This window comes from Actinosynnema sp. NPDC049800 (assembly GCF_040656635.1).
Classification (GTDB): domain Bacteria; phylum Actinomycetota; class Actinomycetes; order Mycobacteriales; family Pseudonocardiaceae; genus Actinosynnema.
Genome location: NZ_JBFAMT010000005.1, coordinates 268,889 through 283,171 on the forward strand (window position 1 = coordinate 268,889; position 14,283 = coordinate 283,171).

The 14,283-nt window shown below is 71.0% G+C and carries 12 protein-coding genes; 9 read left to right on the forward strand and 3 right to left on the reverse strand.

The features are described 5' to 3' along the window. Positions 1 to 19: 19 nt before the first annotated feature. From fgd to AB0I91_RS09910, 4 genes are all read left to right on the forward strand, one after another. Positions 20 to 1,024, forward strand: coding sequence for a glucose-6-phosphate dehydrogenase (coenzyme-F420) (gene fgd / locus AB0I91_RS09895; RefSeq protein ID WP_498774562.1), 1,005 nt, complete (start codon positions 20 to 22; stop codon positions 1,022 to 1,024). Positions 1,025 to 1,174: 150 nt separating this feature from the next. Continuing rightward, positions 1,175 to 2,740 carry a 4-hydroxyphenylacetate 3-hydroxylase family protein gene (locus AB0I91_RS09900; RefSeq protein WP_498774564.1) on the forward strand — a complete coding sequence of 522 codons (1,566 nt, stop codon included), beginning with the start codon at positions 1,175 to 1,177 and terminating at the stop codon, positions 2,738 to 2,740. An 84-nt stretch (positions 2,741 to 2,824) separates the two neighbouring features. Next, entirely contained in the window at positions 2,825 to 4,825 is a 2,001-nt protein-coding gene (locus AB0I91_RS09905; RefSeq protein ID WP_499636335.1) for a carbamoyltransferase family protein, read from the forward strand. Between the two features lie 2 nt (positions 4,826 to 4,827). After that, complete coding sequence (locus AB0I91_RS09910) at positions 4,828 to 5,160, forward strand: hypothetical protein (protein WP_498774568.1); 333 nt, start codon at positions 4,828 to 4,830, stop codon at positions 5,158 to 5,160. A 57-nt stretch (positions 5,161 to 5,217) separates the two neighbouring features. Here the strand turns inward: AB0I91_RS09910 and AB0I91_RS09915 are convergent, their stop codons facing one another. The 3 genes from AB0I91_RS09915 to AB0I91_RS09925 all read right to left on the reverse strand — a co-directional run bounded on the left by AB0I91_RS09915 (position 5,218) and on the right by AB0I91_RS09925 (position 8,983). After that, the gene (locus tag AB0I91_RS09915) at positions 5,218 to 6,156 is read right to left on the reverse strand and encodes an LLM class F420-dependent oxidoreductase (protein WP_498774570.1); all 939 of its coding nucleotides are present in this window, start codon (positions 6,154 to 6,156) and stop codon (positions 5,218 to 5,220) included. A 127-nt stretch (positions 6,157 to 6,283) separates the two neighbouring features. Beyond that, complete coding sequence (locus AB0I91_RS09920; protein WP_498774572.1) at positions 6,284 to 7,270, reverse strand: sigma-70 family RNA polymerase sigma factor; 987 nt, start codon at positions 7,268 to 7,270, stop codon at positions 6,284 to 6,286. Between the two features lie 765 nt (positions 7,271 to 8,035). Further along, positions 8,036 to 8,983, reverse strand: a complete 948-nt coding sequence (locus AB0I91_RS09925; RefSeq protein WP_498774574.1) for an LLM class F420-dependent oxidoreductase — start codon at positions 8,981 to 8,983, stop codon at positions 8,036 to 8,038. Positions 8,984 to 9,300: 317 nt separating this feature from the next. On the opposite strand from AB0I91_RS09925, the gene AB0I91_RS09930 reads away from it, so the two are divergent. The 5 genes from AB0I91_RS09930 to AB0I91_RS09950 all read left to right on the forward strand — a co-directional run bounded on the left by AB0I91_RS09930 (position 9,301) and on the right by AB0I91_RS09950 (position 14,244). Further along, on the forward strand, positions 9,301 to 10,941 hold the full coding sequence (locus AB0I91_RS09930; protein WP_498774576.1) for an amidase: 1,641 nt from the start codon (positions 9,301 to 9,303) through the stop codon (positions 10,939 to 10,941). Positions 10,942 to 11,125: 184 nt separating this feature from the next. Continuing rightward, positions 11,126 to 11,515, forward strand: a complete 390-nt coding sequence (locus AB0I91_RS09935; RefSeq protein WP_499618909.1) for an SgcJ/EcaC family oxidoreductase — start codon at positions 11,126 to 11,128, stop codon at positions 11,513 to 11,515. A gap of 111 nt (positions 11,516 to 11,626) precedes the next feature. Further along, positions 11,627 to 12,592: an LLM class flavin-dependent oxidoreductase gene (locus AB0I91_RS09940; RefSeq protein ID WP_498774580.1), complete on the forward strand. Its 966-nt coding sequence runs from the start codon at positions 11,627 to 11,629 to the stop codon at positions 12,590 to 12,592. Between the two features lie 13 nt (positions 12,593 to 12,605). Continuing rightward, a complete protein-coding gene (locus tag AB0I91_RS09945) occupies positions 12,606 to 13,355 on the forward strand; it encodes an SDR family NAD(P)-dependent oxidoreductase (protein WP_499636338.1) in 750 nt (249 codons plus the stop codon). A gap of 19 nt (positions 13,356 to 13,374) precedes the next feature. After that, a complete protein-coding gene (locus AB0I91_RS09950; protein WP_498774584.1) occupies positions 13,375 to 14,244 on the forward strand; it encodes an NAD(P)H-binding protein in 870 nt (289 codons plus the stop codon). Positions 14,245 to 14,283 lie beyond the last annotated feature (39 nt).

Below are 14,283 nucleotides of genomic sequence, written 5' to 3' on the forward strand. Positions count from 1 at the left end.
GCGAGCGGCAAGGAGCGTCATGGCATTGCAGATCGGCTACAAGGCGTCCGCCGAGCAGTTCGCACCGCGGGAGCTCATCGAGCTCGCGGTGCGCGCGGAGGAGGTGGGCCTGGACAGCGTGATGGTGTCCGACCACTTCCTGCCGTGGCGGCACAAGGGCGGGCACGCGCCGTTCGCCCTCGCGTGGCTGGCGGCGGTGGGTGAGCGCACGTCCCGGGTGCGGATGGGCACGAGCGTGCTCACCCCGACCTTCCGGTACAACCCGGCGGTGATCGCGCAGGCGTTCGCCACCCTGGGCCTGCTCTACCCGGACCGGGTGATCCTCGGCGTCGGCACGGGCGAGGCCCTCAACGAGATCGCCGTGTCCGGGCGGGAGTGGCCGGAGTTCAAGGAGCGGCTGGGCCGGTTGCGCGAGTCCATCGCGCTGATCCGCGAGCTGTGGACCGAGGACCAGGTGAACTACAAGGGCGAGTACTACACCCTCGTCGACGCGAGCATCTACGACCGGCCCGAGCGACCCGTCCCGATCTACGTGGCGGCGGGCGGTCCGCAGATGGCGAAGTTCACCGGCCGGGTGGCGGACGGCTTCATCTGCACGTCGGGCAAGGGGATGGAGCTGTACTCGGAGAAGCTCCTGCCCTCGCTGGCCGACGGGGCGGAGGCGGCCGGCCGTGATCCGGCGCAGATCGACCGGATGATCGAGATCAAGCTGTCCTACGACCGCGACCCGGCGGCGGCGCTGGAGAACGTCCGCTTCTGGGCGCCGTTGTCCCTCACCGCCGAGCAGAAGCACACCGTGCACAGCGCCGAGGAGATGGAACGGCTCGCCGACGAGCTGCCCATCGAACAGGTGGCGCAGCGGTGGATCGTTGCCTCGAACCCGGACGAGGCGCTGGCCGGCATCAAGCCCTATGTGGACGCGGGCCTCAACCACCTGGTGTTCCACGGCCCGGGCCACGACCAGGAGCGCTTCCTCACGCAGTTCGCCGAGGACGTCGTGCCGCGGTTGCGCGAGCTCGGCTGACGCCCTTCCCGCCGGGCACTTCGGTGCCCGGCGGGAAAGGCAGTTTGGAAGTAGCCCCACGCCTCCGACCAGCGACAGGATGATTCCAACCGAGAGGGCACCCGCGTCGTGCCCGCCGGCTCGGAGCCCCACCTCTGCTGGAGGCCAGCGATGACGATGACCGAAGGGGCAGCCGAGACCGTCGCGGCGCCCAACGACATCAGGCCGATGACCGGTCAGGAATACCTGGACTCGTTGCGCGACGGCCGGGAGGTCTACGCGTACGGGGAACGGGTCACCGACGTCACCACCCACCCCGCGTTCCGCAACAGCGCCCGCTCGATCGCCCAGCTCTACGACGCCATGCACGCGCCGGGAGCCGAAGGCGTCCTGAGCGTCCCGACGGACACGGGCAACGGCGGCTTCACCCACCCGTTCTTCAAGACCCCGTACTCCGTGGACGACCTGGTCCGGTCGCGCGACGCCATCGCCGGCTGGCAGCGGCTGGTCTACGGCTGGATGGGTCGGACCCCCGACTACCAGGCGGCCTACTTCGGCACGTTGGTGGCCAACGCCGACTACTACGGCCCGTTCAAGGACAACGCCCTGCGGTGGTACCGCGACGCCCAGGAACGGGTGCTGTACTTCAACCACGCCCTCGTGCACCCGCCGATCGACCGGAGCAAGCCGGCCGACGAGGTCGCCGACGTGTGCGTGCACGTGGAGAAGGAGACCGACTCCGGGCTGGTCGTGTCCGGCGCGAAGGTCGTGGCGACCGGCTCGGCGCTGACCAACGCCAACTTCGTCGCCCACTACGGGCTTCCGGTCAAGGACAAGAGGTTCGGCCTCGTGTTCACCGTCCCGATGGACGCGCCGGGGCTCAAGCTGATCAGCCGCACGTCCTACGAGATGGCCGCCGGGGCGCTGGGCAGCCCGTTCGACTACCCGCTGTCGAGCCGGTTGGACGAGAACGACGCGATCATGGTGATGGACAAGGTCCTGGTGCCGTGGGAGAACGTCTTCGTCTACGACGCGGAAGCCGCCAACGGCTTCATGAACGTCTCCGGCTTCGCCGAGCGGTTCACCTTCCACGGCTGCACGCGACTCGCCGTCAAGCTCGACTTCATCGCCGGCTGCGCGATGAAGGCCGTCGAGCTGACCGGCACCTCCGGCTTCCGCGGCGTGCAGGCGCAGATCGGCGAGATCCTGAGCTGGCGCGACCTGTTCTGGGGCATGTCCGACGCGATGGCGAAGTCGCCGGACACCTGGCTCAACGGCATGGTGCAGCCCAACGTCAACTACGGCTTCGCGTACCGGATCTTCATGGGCATGGGCTACCCCAGGGTCAAGGAGATCCTGCAGCAGACCCTCGGCAGCGGCCTCATCTACCTCAACTCCCACGCGAGCGACTGGCGCAACCCCGACGTGCGGCCGTACCTGGACCGGTACCTGCGCGGCTCGGACGGCGTCGAGGCGGTCGACCGGGTGAAGCTGATGAAGCTGCTGTGGGACGCCGTCGGCACCGAGTTCGGCGGGCGGCACGAGCTCTACGAGCGCAACTACTCCGGCGACAACGAGTCGATCCGGGTCCAGACGCTGATGATGTACCAGGCGACCGGCCGCGCCGACCCGCTGAGGGCGTTCGCGGATCGCTGCATGGCCGAGTACGACCTGGACGGCTGGACCCGGCCGGACCTGTTCGACGGCAGCGACCTGCGCCTGACGGGTGGCCTCTGAGGTCGTTCGGACGGGCGGTTCTTTTCACCGCCCGCGACGGTCTCTACTGCGACGGTGCGAGTTCCGGATTGGATCGGTGACGCGATGCTGGCATTGGGATTGAGCGGTCATTTCGGCGGAGAGGACTCCGACCTCGTACCCGGACTGCCCGAGTCGTACTCGCACGACGCCGCGGCGTGCCTCGTCGCGGACGGCAAGCTCGTGGCCGCGGTGGAGGAAGAACGCTTCAACCGCATCAAGAAGACCACCAAGTTCCCCGTGAACGCGGTGCGGGCCTGCCTGGAGATCGCGGGCGTCGGGCTCGACGAGGTCGACGTCGTGGGCTACTACTTCGACGAGACGTTCAGCGACAACGCGCTCAACACCTGGTACGCGGCCATCCCGCAGATCCCGGTGCGGTCCGCGCGCCGGCTGATCCAGGACAAGCTCGCCGAGGGCCTCGGGGTGGAGGTGCCCGACGAGCGCGTCCTGTTCACCGGGCACCACTACGCGCACGCGTGGTCGTCCTTCCTGCGGTCCGGGATGGACGAAGCGCTCGTGGCGGTGCTCGACGGCCGCGGCGAGGAGGAGTCGGGCACGCTCTTCCGCGCCGACGCCGACGGCATGCACCCGTTGACCACGCACCCCGTGCACGCATCGCTGGGCCTGTTCTACCAAGAGGCGATCAGCATGGTGCGGTACGGCTTCGGCGACGAGTACAAGGTGATGGGCCTCGCGCCCTACGGGGACGCCAAGAAGTACCGCGAGGTCTTCGACAGCCTCTACACGCTGCACGACGGCGGGCACTACGAGCTGACGCCGGGCACCCCGTGGCTCAACACGGTGGCGTCGCGGTTCCTCGCGGAGGGCTTCGAGCCGCGGCGGGCCGGCGAGCCGGTCACCCAGCAGCACAAGGACTTCGCGGCCGGCGTGCAGCAGATGCTGGAGGACGTCGTCCTCCACGTGCTGCGGCACTGGGCGGAGGTGACCGGGCTGCGCACGTTCTGCTTCGGCGGCGGTGTCGCGCACAACAGCAGCCTCAACGGCCTGCTCCTGCGCTCCGGCCTGTTCGACGAGGTCTTCGTGCACCCGGCGTCGCACGACGGCGGCGCGTCGGAGGGCGCGGCGCTCGCCGTGGCCCTGCAGGCCGGCTGGAACCGCCCCAAGCTGTCCCGCATGCGCACCGCGAGCCTCGGCCCGGACCTCGGTGACCGCGACGTGATCGGCAAGCGCCTGCACGCCTGGCGCGACCAGGTGGAGGTCGAGCACCACGAGGACATCGTGGAGGTCGCGGCGAACCTGATGGCCGAGGGCAACGTGCTGGGCTGGGCGCACGGCCGGTCCGAGTTCGGGCCCCGCGCGCTGGGCAACCGCAGCATCCTCGCCGACGCCCGCCCGGCGGACAACCGCACCCGGATCAACGCGATGGTGAAGAAGCGGGAGGGCTTCCGCCCCTTCGCGCCCGCCGTCACCGCGGAGGCCGCCGACACCTACTTCGACCTCACGGACACCAAGGCCGACCACGACTTCATGTCGTTCGTGGTCTACGTCCACGAGGACCGCCGCGAGGAGCTGGGCGCGGTGACCCACGTCGACGGGAGCGCGCGGGTGCAGGTGGTCGACCCGGAGCACAGCCCGCGGTTCCACCGGCTGATCCAGCGGTTCGGCGAGATCACCGGAACGCCGGTGCTGCTCAACACCTCGTTCAACAACAACGCCGAGCCGATCGTGCAGTCGGTGGACGACGTGGTGACCAGCTACCTGACCACCGACCTGGACTACCTGGTGGTGGAGGACTTCCTGGTGCGCCGCCGCCCCGAGGCCGTGGTGGACGACCTGGTCGTGCGGTTCCGGCCGGTCACCCGGCTGCGCAAGTCGTGGAACCACGTGGTCGGCCCGGACGCCGAGCACGAGATCTACCTCGACTACACCAACGGTCCGCGGTCGACGGTGTCGGCGGAGGTCTTCGCCCTGCTGGGGGCGGTGGACGGTCGCAAGACGCTGGCGGAGCTCGTCGGGGGCGAGGTGCCCGACGAGGTGCGGAAGGTGTTCTACGACCTCTGGCACAGCAGGCTGTTCGAGCTGCTGCCGCGGGAGGACGGCTGACGATGACCGCGTCCGACCTGGATCCCGACCTCCCGCCACCGGTCCACCTGGGCGTGCAGCGGCTGCTCGACACCGTGCGCCAGCAGGCGGAGCTGCCGTGGATCGACGCCGCGGGCCAGTGGGACGACCCGCTGTTCGACGCCTGGGTCAACTGCCTGGAAGCCGCGACGACGGTGGGCCGGGCGTTCTCCGCGCGCAACGCCAGGGACGGCGCGGACGAGCCGGACGCGAAGCTGGTGGACGAGCTGCGCGGCGCGCTGTCGGCGGCCCGGGCGGCGACCGCGTCGATCAGCTTCTCCCTGGTGGACACCACGGACCGGCAACGCCGGGGCTGAGGCCCTCGCGACACCGCCCGCGTCACCGGCACGACCGGTGACGCGGGCGGTTCGCCGTCAGGCGAAGGCCGTGGCGAGCTCGCGGATGACGTCGAGCCGGGTCGGGTCCTCGAAGCTGATGGACAGCTCCTGGATCCCGACCGCCTCGTACGCGGCGATGCGCTCCCGGATCGTGTCGATCGTGCCGATCAGGCCGTACTCGCCGAGGTCGCCGGGGTAGTTGTCGGGCGCCCACACCGGGATCGCGGCGCGGGCCTCGGCGTCGGTGTCGCGGATGATGCAGTGGGTCGTGGTCGTCTTCCAGATGTGGTCGTAGTCGCGGCCCAGGTCCTCGCAGTGCTTGCGGAGGATGTCGAGCTTGCGCCGGATGCCGTCCGGTGACTCGATGACGTTGCAGGCGTCGGCGAACTCGGCGACGATCTTGAGCGTCACCTTCTCGCCGGAACCCGCGATCAGCATCGGGATGTGCGGCGACTGCACGCCCTTCGGCTGGTTGATCGCGCCGTTGACCTGGTAGTACTTGCCCTCGAAGGTCGCCTCGTCCTCCGTCCACATGCGGTGGATCACCTGGACCGCCTCGCGGAGCTGGCGCAGGCGCTCGCCGGGGGTGCCGTACTCGTAGCCGTAGCCGACGTAGTCCGCCTCGTACCACCCGGCGCCGATGCCGAACGTGAGCCGCCCGCCGGAGATGACGTCCACAGTGGACGCCATCTTGGCCTGCAGCGCGGGGTTGCGGTAGTTGTTGCCGGTCACCAGCGGTCCGAGCCGGACGTTCTCGGTCTCCCTGGCCAGTGCGGTGAGCGTGGACCAGACCTCGAAGAAGGTCTCCTGCGACGGCGGCACGGTGTGGAAGTGGTCCGGCGCCCACAGCGAGTGGTACCCGCTGTCGTCGGCGGCCTTCGCGATCCGGACGATCGTCTCGAAGGCCTCCGCCGGGTCCGGGATACCCGCCAGGTCGTGGCCGAAGCCGGTGGGAAGGAACAGGCTGTACTTCATGCTCACGGCCTCCTGTGGTCAACGCACGGCGTGCGGACATCCGACCGGGGGAAGAGCAAGCAGCCCCCGGGAGTTGAGACCGGCCAGGGGGCCGAAAAGAACCGCGCTCGCGGTGCGGGAAGACGAATCAGGCCGGCGCGGTGGCGGGCAGCCCGAACTTCGCCACCAGGCCCGGGTCGACGAACAGCACGATCCTCGCGATCCCGTCGGTGGCCAGCGTGAGCACGGCGATCCCGAACGCCCGTCGCACGCCGTCCTCGTCCCGCCGGTACACCGCGGTCCCGGGCTGGCCGTTCGCCTCGACCGGCAGCAGGCGCCACTCGCCGGGCGTGCCGATGGCGTGCCGGGCGATGAACGGCGCGCACGTGCGCTTGCCGGCGAACCACGTCGCGCTCGGCACGGTCTCCAGGCGGGCGTCGGCGCGCAGCAGCCGTTCCAGCGCGGCGGCGTCGGACTCCTCGAAGGCCTTGATGTACTGGTCCACCAAGGCCCGGATCTCCGGCTCGTCGGGCTCGGTGACCCGGTCCATGTCGGCCGAGACCTCCTCCAACCGCGCCCGCGCGCGTTGCAGCATGCTCTTGACCGCCGTCGTGGTCGTGTCGAGCATCTCGGCGACCTCGCTGGCCGGGAACGCGAGGACGTCCCGCAGCAGCAGCACGGCCCGCTGCCGACCCGGCAGGTACTGCAGGCTCGCCACCAGCGCCAACCGCAGGCTCTCCCGCTCGCTCACGATCACCGCCGGGTCACCGGCCTCGCGGGCGCCGTCGTGGCCCCAGGCGGCGGAGGTGGAGATCGGCTCGAGCCACAGCACCCCCGGAGCGGCCGGGACCTGCGGCGTGTCCGGGTCGCCCGCCGGCCCGCCCAGGCCGGACGGCAGCATCCGCCTGCTGCGCTGCTGCAACGCCGTCAGGCTCGCGTTCGTCGCGATCCGGTACAGCCAGGCGCGCACCGACGAACGGCCCTCGAACCCGCCGTAGGACCGCCACGCCCGCAGGTACGTCTCCTGGACCACGTCCTCGGCGTCGTCGACCGAGCCGAGCATCCGGTAGCAGTGCGCCAGCAGTTCGCCCCGGTAGCTCTCGGTGTCACTGGCGAACTGCGTGTTGTCGGGCATTCAGCCTCCCGTGCGTGGCCGCCGACGCCCTTGACCCCGGCGGCGGCGCTGCGGTCGGCGGTCATGTGGGACGCTTCTAGGTGCACACGGTACTCGCTGGGTGACGCTCGCGAGGGCGGCCCGACGATCGCGCCCGCTCACCTCGGGCGACGCCTGGGGCCGTGCCGGGACGGTCGCGGCGGGTGTCCGCACAAGGGCGGAGGCCGGGGCGAGGCCCGCTGTCGGCGCGTGGGACGGGTGCCGGCACGAGGCCTGTTATTCGCACGATTGCAGCTGCCTGCGCAAGGCCCCGCTTTCGGCAGGTGGGCAGTCTCTGGTGCAAGGCCTCTGCTGTCGGCGCGTGGGGCGGGTGCCGGCGCAAGGTCTGTCATCAGCGCAACTGGGGTCCGCCGCCAGGTCCCCTGTCAGCGCAACGGCGGGTGCCGCGGCCAGGTCCCGCTGGTGGCGCGAGGGTAGGTGCCGCCGTCAGGCTCAGCTGGCGGTGCGAGGGCGGGTGGCGGTGCGAGGCCAAACTGTCGGCGCAAGGGGCGGCTATCAGCCGCGAGGGCGGGTGTCTGTGAGAGGCGAACACCCGCGTGCCCGGACCTGCGGTCTCGCCGTGGCCGGCCCCGCCGTGGCCCGGCCTGTCGCCGTGAGCCGGTGTCGCCGTGGGGTCGGTCTCGCCGGCCGATCCGCGGCCCGCCTGCGGAGCGCAACGGCGCCGCAGGCGGTGCGGCCGGGCGTCGGGGCGCCCTGAGCCGACTGCCGCTGATCAGCGAGCTGCGATCACTTGATGAACTCCGACGCGTAGCTGCGCAGCAGGTCGTGGTCGAACGGGTTCAGGAACGACACGGCCAGCTCCTGCACACCGGCCTCCTCGTAGGCGGCGATCCGCTGGTGGATGGTCTCCACCGTGCCGACCAGGCCGTACTCGGCGACGTTGCCGGGGTAGATGGCGCCCATGAACGGCGGGGTGGCGGCAACGGCCTCCTCGTCGGTGTCGGCGATGATGCACAGCGTGGAGGTCGTCTTCGTGATCGCGTCGTAGTCGCGACCGACGGTCTCGCAGTGCTCCTTGAGGATGCCGAACTTGCGCTTGAGGCCCTCGGGGCTCTCGATGACGTTGCAGGCGTCCGCGAACTCGGCGACGATCTTGAGCGTCACCTTCTCGCCGCCACCGGCCACCATCATCGGGATGTGCGGCGACTGCAGGCCCTTGGGCTGGTTGATCGCGCCCTTGATCTGGTAGTACTTGCCCTCGAAGGTCGCCTCGTCCTCGGTCCACATGGCGCGGATGACCTGCACGGCCTCGCGCAGCCGGCGCAGGCGCTCACCGGCGTCGTGGAAGTCGTAGCCGTACCCGACGTAGTCCGGCTCGTACCAGCCCGAGCCGATGCCCATGGTGAACCGGCCGCCGGAGATGACGTCCGCGGTCGAGGCCATCTTGGCCTGCAACGCCGGGTTGCGGTAGCTGTTGCCGGTCACCATGTGGCCGAGCCGCACCCGCTGCGTCTCCCGGGCCAACGCCGTCAGCACCGACCACGACTCGAACAGGAACGCCTGCGAGGCCGGGACGGGGACGAAGTGGTCCGGCACCCAGGCCGCCTCGTAGCCGGCCTCGTCGATGGTCTTGGCGACACCGACCAGCGCCTCGAACGCCTCGGCCGGGTCGGTGAAACCCGCCAGGTCGTTGGTGAACCCGGTGGGCAGGAACGTGCTGTGTTTGATGGCCATCCTAGCTCTTTCCTCGTGGTGCGATCGGGCCGCGTCGGCCTGGCGGCGCGCGACGTCGAGCGGTGTTCTGGAGTAGAGACCGCGCGGTGGGCCGAAAGGAATCGCGCATCCCGTACGCCCCTCGGTATTCGCCCACGACGTGGAATATCGGCCCGCCGATCGGGTGCCCCGCAGGCCGGCGCTTGACAGCCGTCCCCCGGACGGGGGAAATGTGATGCGCGCCCACGCGGAATTCCCGGCTCGGCGCGGGTTCCCGCGTCCACCCGCTCGGCTCGCGCCCACCTTCACCCAGCACCGGACGAGGAAGCAGGCCCGTGATGCCCGAACTGCCCCTGACCCTGACCGACGCCGCGGCTGCACTGCGCTCCGGCGAGGTCACCAGCCTGGAGCTGACCGAGGCGGCCATCGCGGCCGCCGAGAGAGCCGACGACGCGCTCGGCGTGTTCCTGTCCCGCTTCGACGACGAGGCCCGCCGGGCCGCCCGACGCGCGGACGACGAACTGGCCGCCGGCACCGACCGCGGGCCGCTGCACGGGATCCCGATGGGCATCAAGGACATCATGCCCACGGTCGAGGGCCCGACCACGTCGCAGAGCCTGGTGTTCGACCGCGACTGGGGCGACGGCCACGAGGGGCCGGTCATCGCGCGGCTGCGCGCGGCGGGCGCGGTGATCACCGGCAAGACGACCACGATGGAGTTCGCGCTCGGCCTGCCCGACCAGGACAAGCCGTTCCCGCTGCCCCGCAACCCCTGGGACCTCTCGACCTGGGCCGGCGGGTCGAGCTCGGGCAGCGCGAGCGGGGTCGCCGCGGGCATGTTCTACGCGGGCATGGGCACCGACACCGCGGGCGGCATCCGCATGGCGGCGGCGTTCAACGGGGTCAGCGGGCTGATGCCGACCTTCGGCCGGGTGCCGAAGTCCGGCTGCCTGCCGCTCGGCTACAGCCTCGACCACATCGGCATGATCGGCCGCTCGGCGCGGGACTGCGCGGTGGTGCTCGCCGCCGTGGCGGGCCGGGACGAGAGCGACCCGGACTCGGTGGACGCGCCCTTCGCCGTGCCCGAGCAGCTCGACCACGACCTGTCGGGGCTGCGCATCGGCGTCGTCCGGGACGGGCATTTCCCCGACCACGGCGATCCCGCCACGGCCACCGCGTTCGAGGCGGCGCTGGCCCGGTTCGAGGAGGCCGGGGCGGAGCTGGTGGAGGTGTCGCTGCCGTACCGGGCCGAGGTGATGACGGTCCACCAGATCACGATGACCAGCGAAGGCCTCGCCTACCACCGGCCGGACCTGCACAAGCGGTGGGACGACTACTTCGCCGCCACCCGGTGGATGCTCGCGCAGGGCGCGCTGGTGTCGGGCGCGGACTACGTGCAGGCGCAGCGGGTGCGTCGGGTCGCCCAGCACGCGGTGGCCGAGCTGTTCGGCACGGTGGACCTGGTCGTGTGCCCCACGGCGTCGATGGGCGCGCCCTCCTACGCCGACCTGTCCGGCGACATCACCGCGCTCGGCGCGCTGATCCACACCGGCTACTGGGACTGCATCGGCAACCCGGTGCTGGCCGTGCCGATGGGTTTCACCGCCTCGGGGCTGCCGCTGTCGCTCCAGATCGCCGCGCCGGCGTTCGGCGAGGCGACGGCCGTGCGGGCGGGCGAGGCGTTCCAGGCGATCACCGACTGGCACCTGCGGGTGCCGGGGCTCGACCCGGGTACCGAGGTCGAGCCGCCGGCGCCGGGCGCCATGCCCGCCGCCGATCCCGCCGAGCTCGCCGCGGTGCGCGTGCTGTTCTCGGGCGCGACGCTGGCGCCGGCCGAGGGTGAGCTCCAGGCCTTCGCCCTCGGCTACCCGGACGTGCGGACTGCCGTAGCGGCCCTGTACGCGGTGCCGGAGGCCCGTTACGCCGATCCCGCGCTGCGCTTCGTGGCGGGTGGCAGGATCGTCGACTGGCGGAGGTGACGTCGGCCGGGAGTCGCGACCACGGTAATTCCGCGCAACCGGGAATTACTTCGGTGCGGCAATTTAGAAGTAGGCCGCGCGATGCCGAAGTCAAGACTATGGAGTCACGGGTCCGGCCACCAGGCCGGGCAGCTCAGCCGGATTCCAGGGGGTTCCCCAAATGACTGTCCAGGAAACTACGGGTGTGCGGGAAGTGATCGACGGTATCGCGAAGGCGTGGGCGAACAACGACCCCGACGCGTTCGCGGACCTGTACTCGGCGGACGCCAGCATGATCCTCTCGGGCGACCGCTACCTCAGCGGGCGCGAGGTCATCCGCGAGGTCGTGACGCAGCAGTTCAAGTCGGCCCACTCCGGGACGACCCTCCTGCAGAACATCGTGGACGTGCGGTCGATCGGCGAGGACGTGGCCGTGGCGATCACCGAGGGCGGCGTGCTGGCCCCCGGCGAGAACGTCCCGTCCGACGAGCGCTCCATCCGCGCGACGTGGGTGCTGCGCAAGGACAGCGACGGCTGGCTGATCGCGGCCTACCAGAACACCCGCACCTCCGAAGCCGCGCTGCCCGGCCTGTAGCCGACAGCCTCACCATCCCCCTGGCCGGCGTGCCGGGTGGTCCACGTCGTCGCACGACATCGGAAGCCTCGTGAGCCGTAGCGGTCGGAGGCGTTGAGGAGGATCAGGGTCATGGCCGCTGTGCAAGTCGGCATCGCGTTGCCGGTCCGGGAGACGGCGATATTGGGCTACCCCGACGCCGGCCCGCTGATGAAAATGGCCCAGCAGGTTGAGGAACTCGGTTTCGACTCGGTCTGGGTCGGCGATTCGTTCGTCGCCCGGCACCGGCTCGAGCCGCTCACCCTGCTGGCCGCCATCGCGATGCTCACCAACCGGGTCACGATCGGCACGGCGGCGCTGACCGCGGTGCTGCGCGACCCGCTCTACCTGTCCCACATCCTGGTGACGCTCGACCAGCTCGCCGGGGATCGGCTGCGGATCGCGCTCGGCACCGGGTTCCCGTTGCCCGCCAAGGAGGAGCTGGACGCGGTCACCACGACCTACGGCCAGCGGGCGGGTCGGATGGACGAGGCGGTCGAGTTCTGGAAGCGCCACTGGAGCGGCCGGGACGGCGACTTCGTCGGCAAGTACGTCGACCTGTCCGAGCTGGTCAACCAGTCGCCGCCGACCACGCCCGGTGGGCCGCGGATCTGGTTGGCCAGCAACGGGAAGCCGCGCGCGGTCGCCCGTGCCGGTGCGCAGTACGACGGGTGGCTGCCGGTCCGGATCGAGCCCGACGAGTACCGGAAGTCGCTGCGCGCGATCCGGGACACGGCGGAGGCCGCCGGCCGCGACCCCGGCGACATCGAGCCGGCGCTGTACGTCACCGTCAACATCAGCGACGACCCGGCCGAGGCGCTCGCGGGTCTCGAGGACTACACCGACCGGTACAACAACATGCCCATCGAACCCCTGCGGGCCTACCAGCTCTACTACGGGGGTTCCGCCGCGGACTTCACCGACTGGCTGGCGGAGTACGTCGAGGCGGGTGCGCGGCACATCGTGCTGCGGATGGGTTCCTTCGACCACTACGAGCGCAACGTCCGGGCGATCGCGGACGGCGTCATGCCGGGCCTGCACGCCATGAAGGTCGACTGAGATCGGGAGAGCGATGCGTTTCGCGGGCAAAGTGGCGCTGGTGACCGGTGGCGGCACCGGCATCGGCAGGGCGACGGCGGAGGCCTTCGCCGCGGAGGGCGCGACGGTGGTCGTGGCGGGCCTCGACGAGGAACCGCTGCGGCAGACCGTGAAGGCGATCGAGGCGGCGGGCGGCGAGGCCAGTTCGATGGTCCTCGACGTCACCGACGAGGCCGCCGTCGCGGAGATGGTCGCGACGACCGCCCAGCGGCACGGCGGCCTGGACGTCGCGTTCAACAACGCGGGCGTCATGGTGGGCGGCCGGGTCGCCGACCTGGACGCGGGCACCTGGGCGAGGGCCCTGTCGGTGGCGACCGGCACCTGGCTGTCGATGAAGCACGAGATCGGCTTCATGCGGGAGCACGGCGGCGGCGCCATCGTCAACATCTCCTCGATCATCGGCCCGCACAAGAGCATTCCCGGCACCGGCGGTTACGCGGCGGCCAAGGCCGCGATCACCGCCCTGACCAAGACCGCCGCGCTGGAGCACATCCGCGACGGCATCCGGATCAACGCGGTCAGCCCCGGCCCGATCGCCACACCGCTGTCGCTGATCCGCGGCGAGACCGAGGCCCAGCAGGCCGAGCGGATGAAGACGACCCTGCCGATCGGCCGGATCGGGGCCGTCGAGGAGGTCGCGCGCGCCGTGCTGTGGCTGGCGTCGCCGGACTCCTCGTTCACCGTCGGCGCCGACCTCGTCCTCGACGGCGGCGCGACCGCTTGAGCTCAACGACAGGAGAGACATGATTCTGGTGGTGGGAGCGACGGGCGTCGTCGGGCGCGAGGTCGTCGCGCAGTTGGTCGAGGCCGGGCAGGAGGTGCGGGCGCTGGTCCGCGACCCCGGTCGCGACCACGGGTTCGGCGGCGAGGTGAAGGTCGTCACCGGCGACCTCGGCTCGGTGGCGACCCTGACCGACGCCCTGACCGGCGTGGACAGCGCGTTCCTGCTCAGCGGCGGCGGGCCGGAGACGCCCCTGCACGACGCGAACTTCGCCGCCGCGGCGGCCCAGGCCGGTGTCCGCCACGTGGTCAAGCTGTCGATCATCGGCGCCGAGTACGGGTTCACCGACCTGGTCAGCACCTGGCACCTGGCCGGTGAACGGGCCGTCCGCCAGATCGGGCTGTGGCCCAACGGTCCGCAGTGGACGTTCCTGAGGCCGGGCGAGTTCAGCTCCAACGCGCGGCTGTGGGCCGTGCCGGTCCGGGAGCGCGGCGCGGTGTTCTGGTCGCAAGTGGACGTCAAGGTGGCCGTCATCGACCCGCGCGACGTGGCTGCCGCGGCCGTCACGGCGCTCACCACGCCGGGTCACGAGGGCAAGACCTACCGGATCGGCGGTCCGCGGGCGCTCGACGTCCGCGAACGGGTCGACATCCTCGCCGCGGCGCTGGGCAAGCCCCTCAAGCTGATCGAGGTGCCGATCGCCGACGTGGCGGACGCGGCGGCCAGGGCGGGGCGGCAGAAGCTCGTCGTGGAGACCACGATGGGCAACCTGGGTCGGCCGGAGTTCCAGGAGAAGGCGTCCCAGGTGCTCCCGACGTTCCAGGAGCTGGTGGGCCGGCCGCCGCGCACCTTCGAGGAGTGGGTGAACGACCACGTGGGTCTGTTCCGCTGAGTTCCGGCGTGCGCGGCGCTGCACCGCGCACGCCCCGAC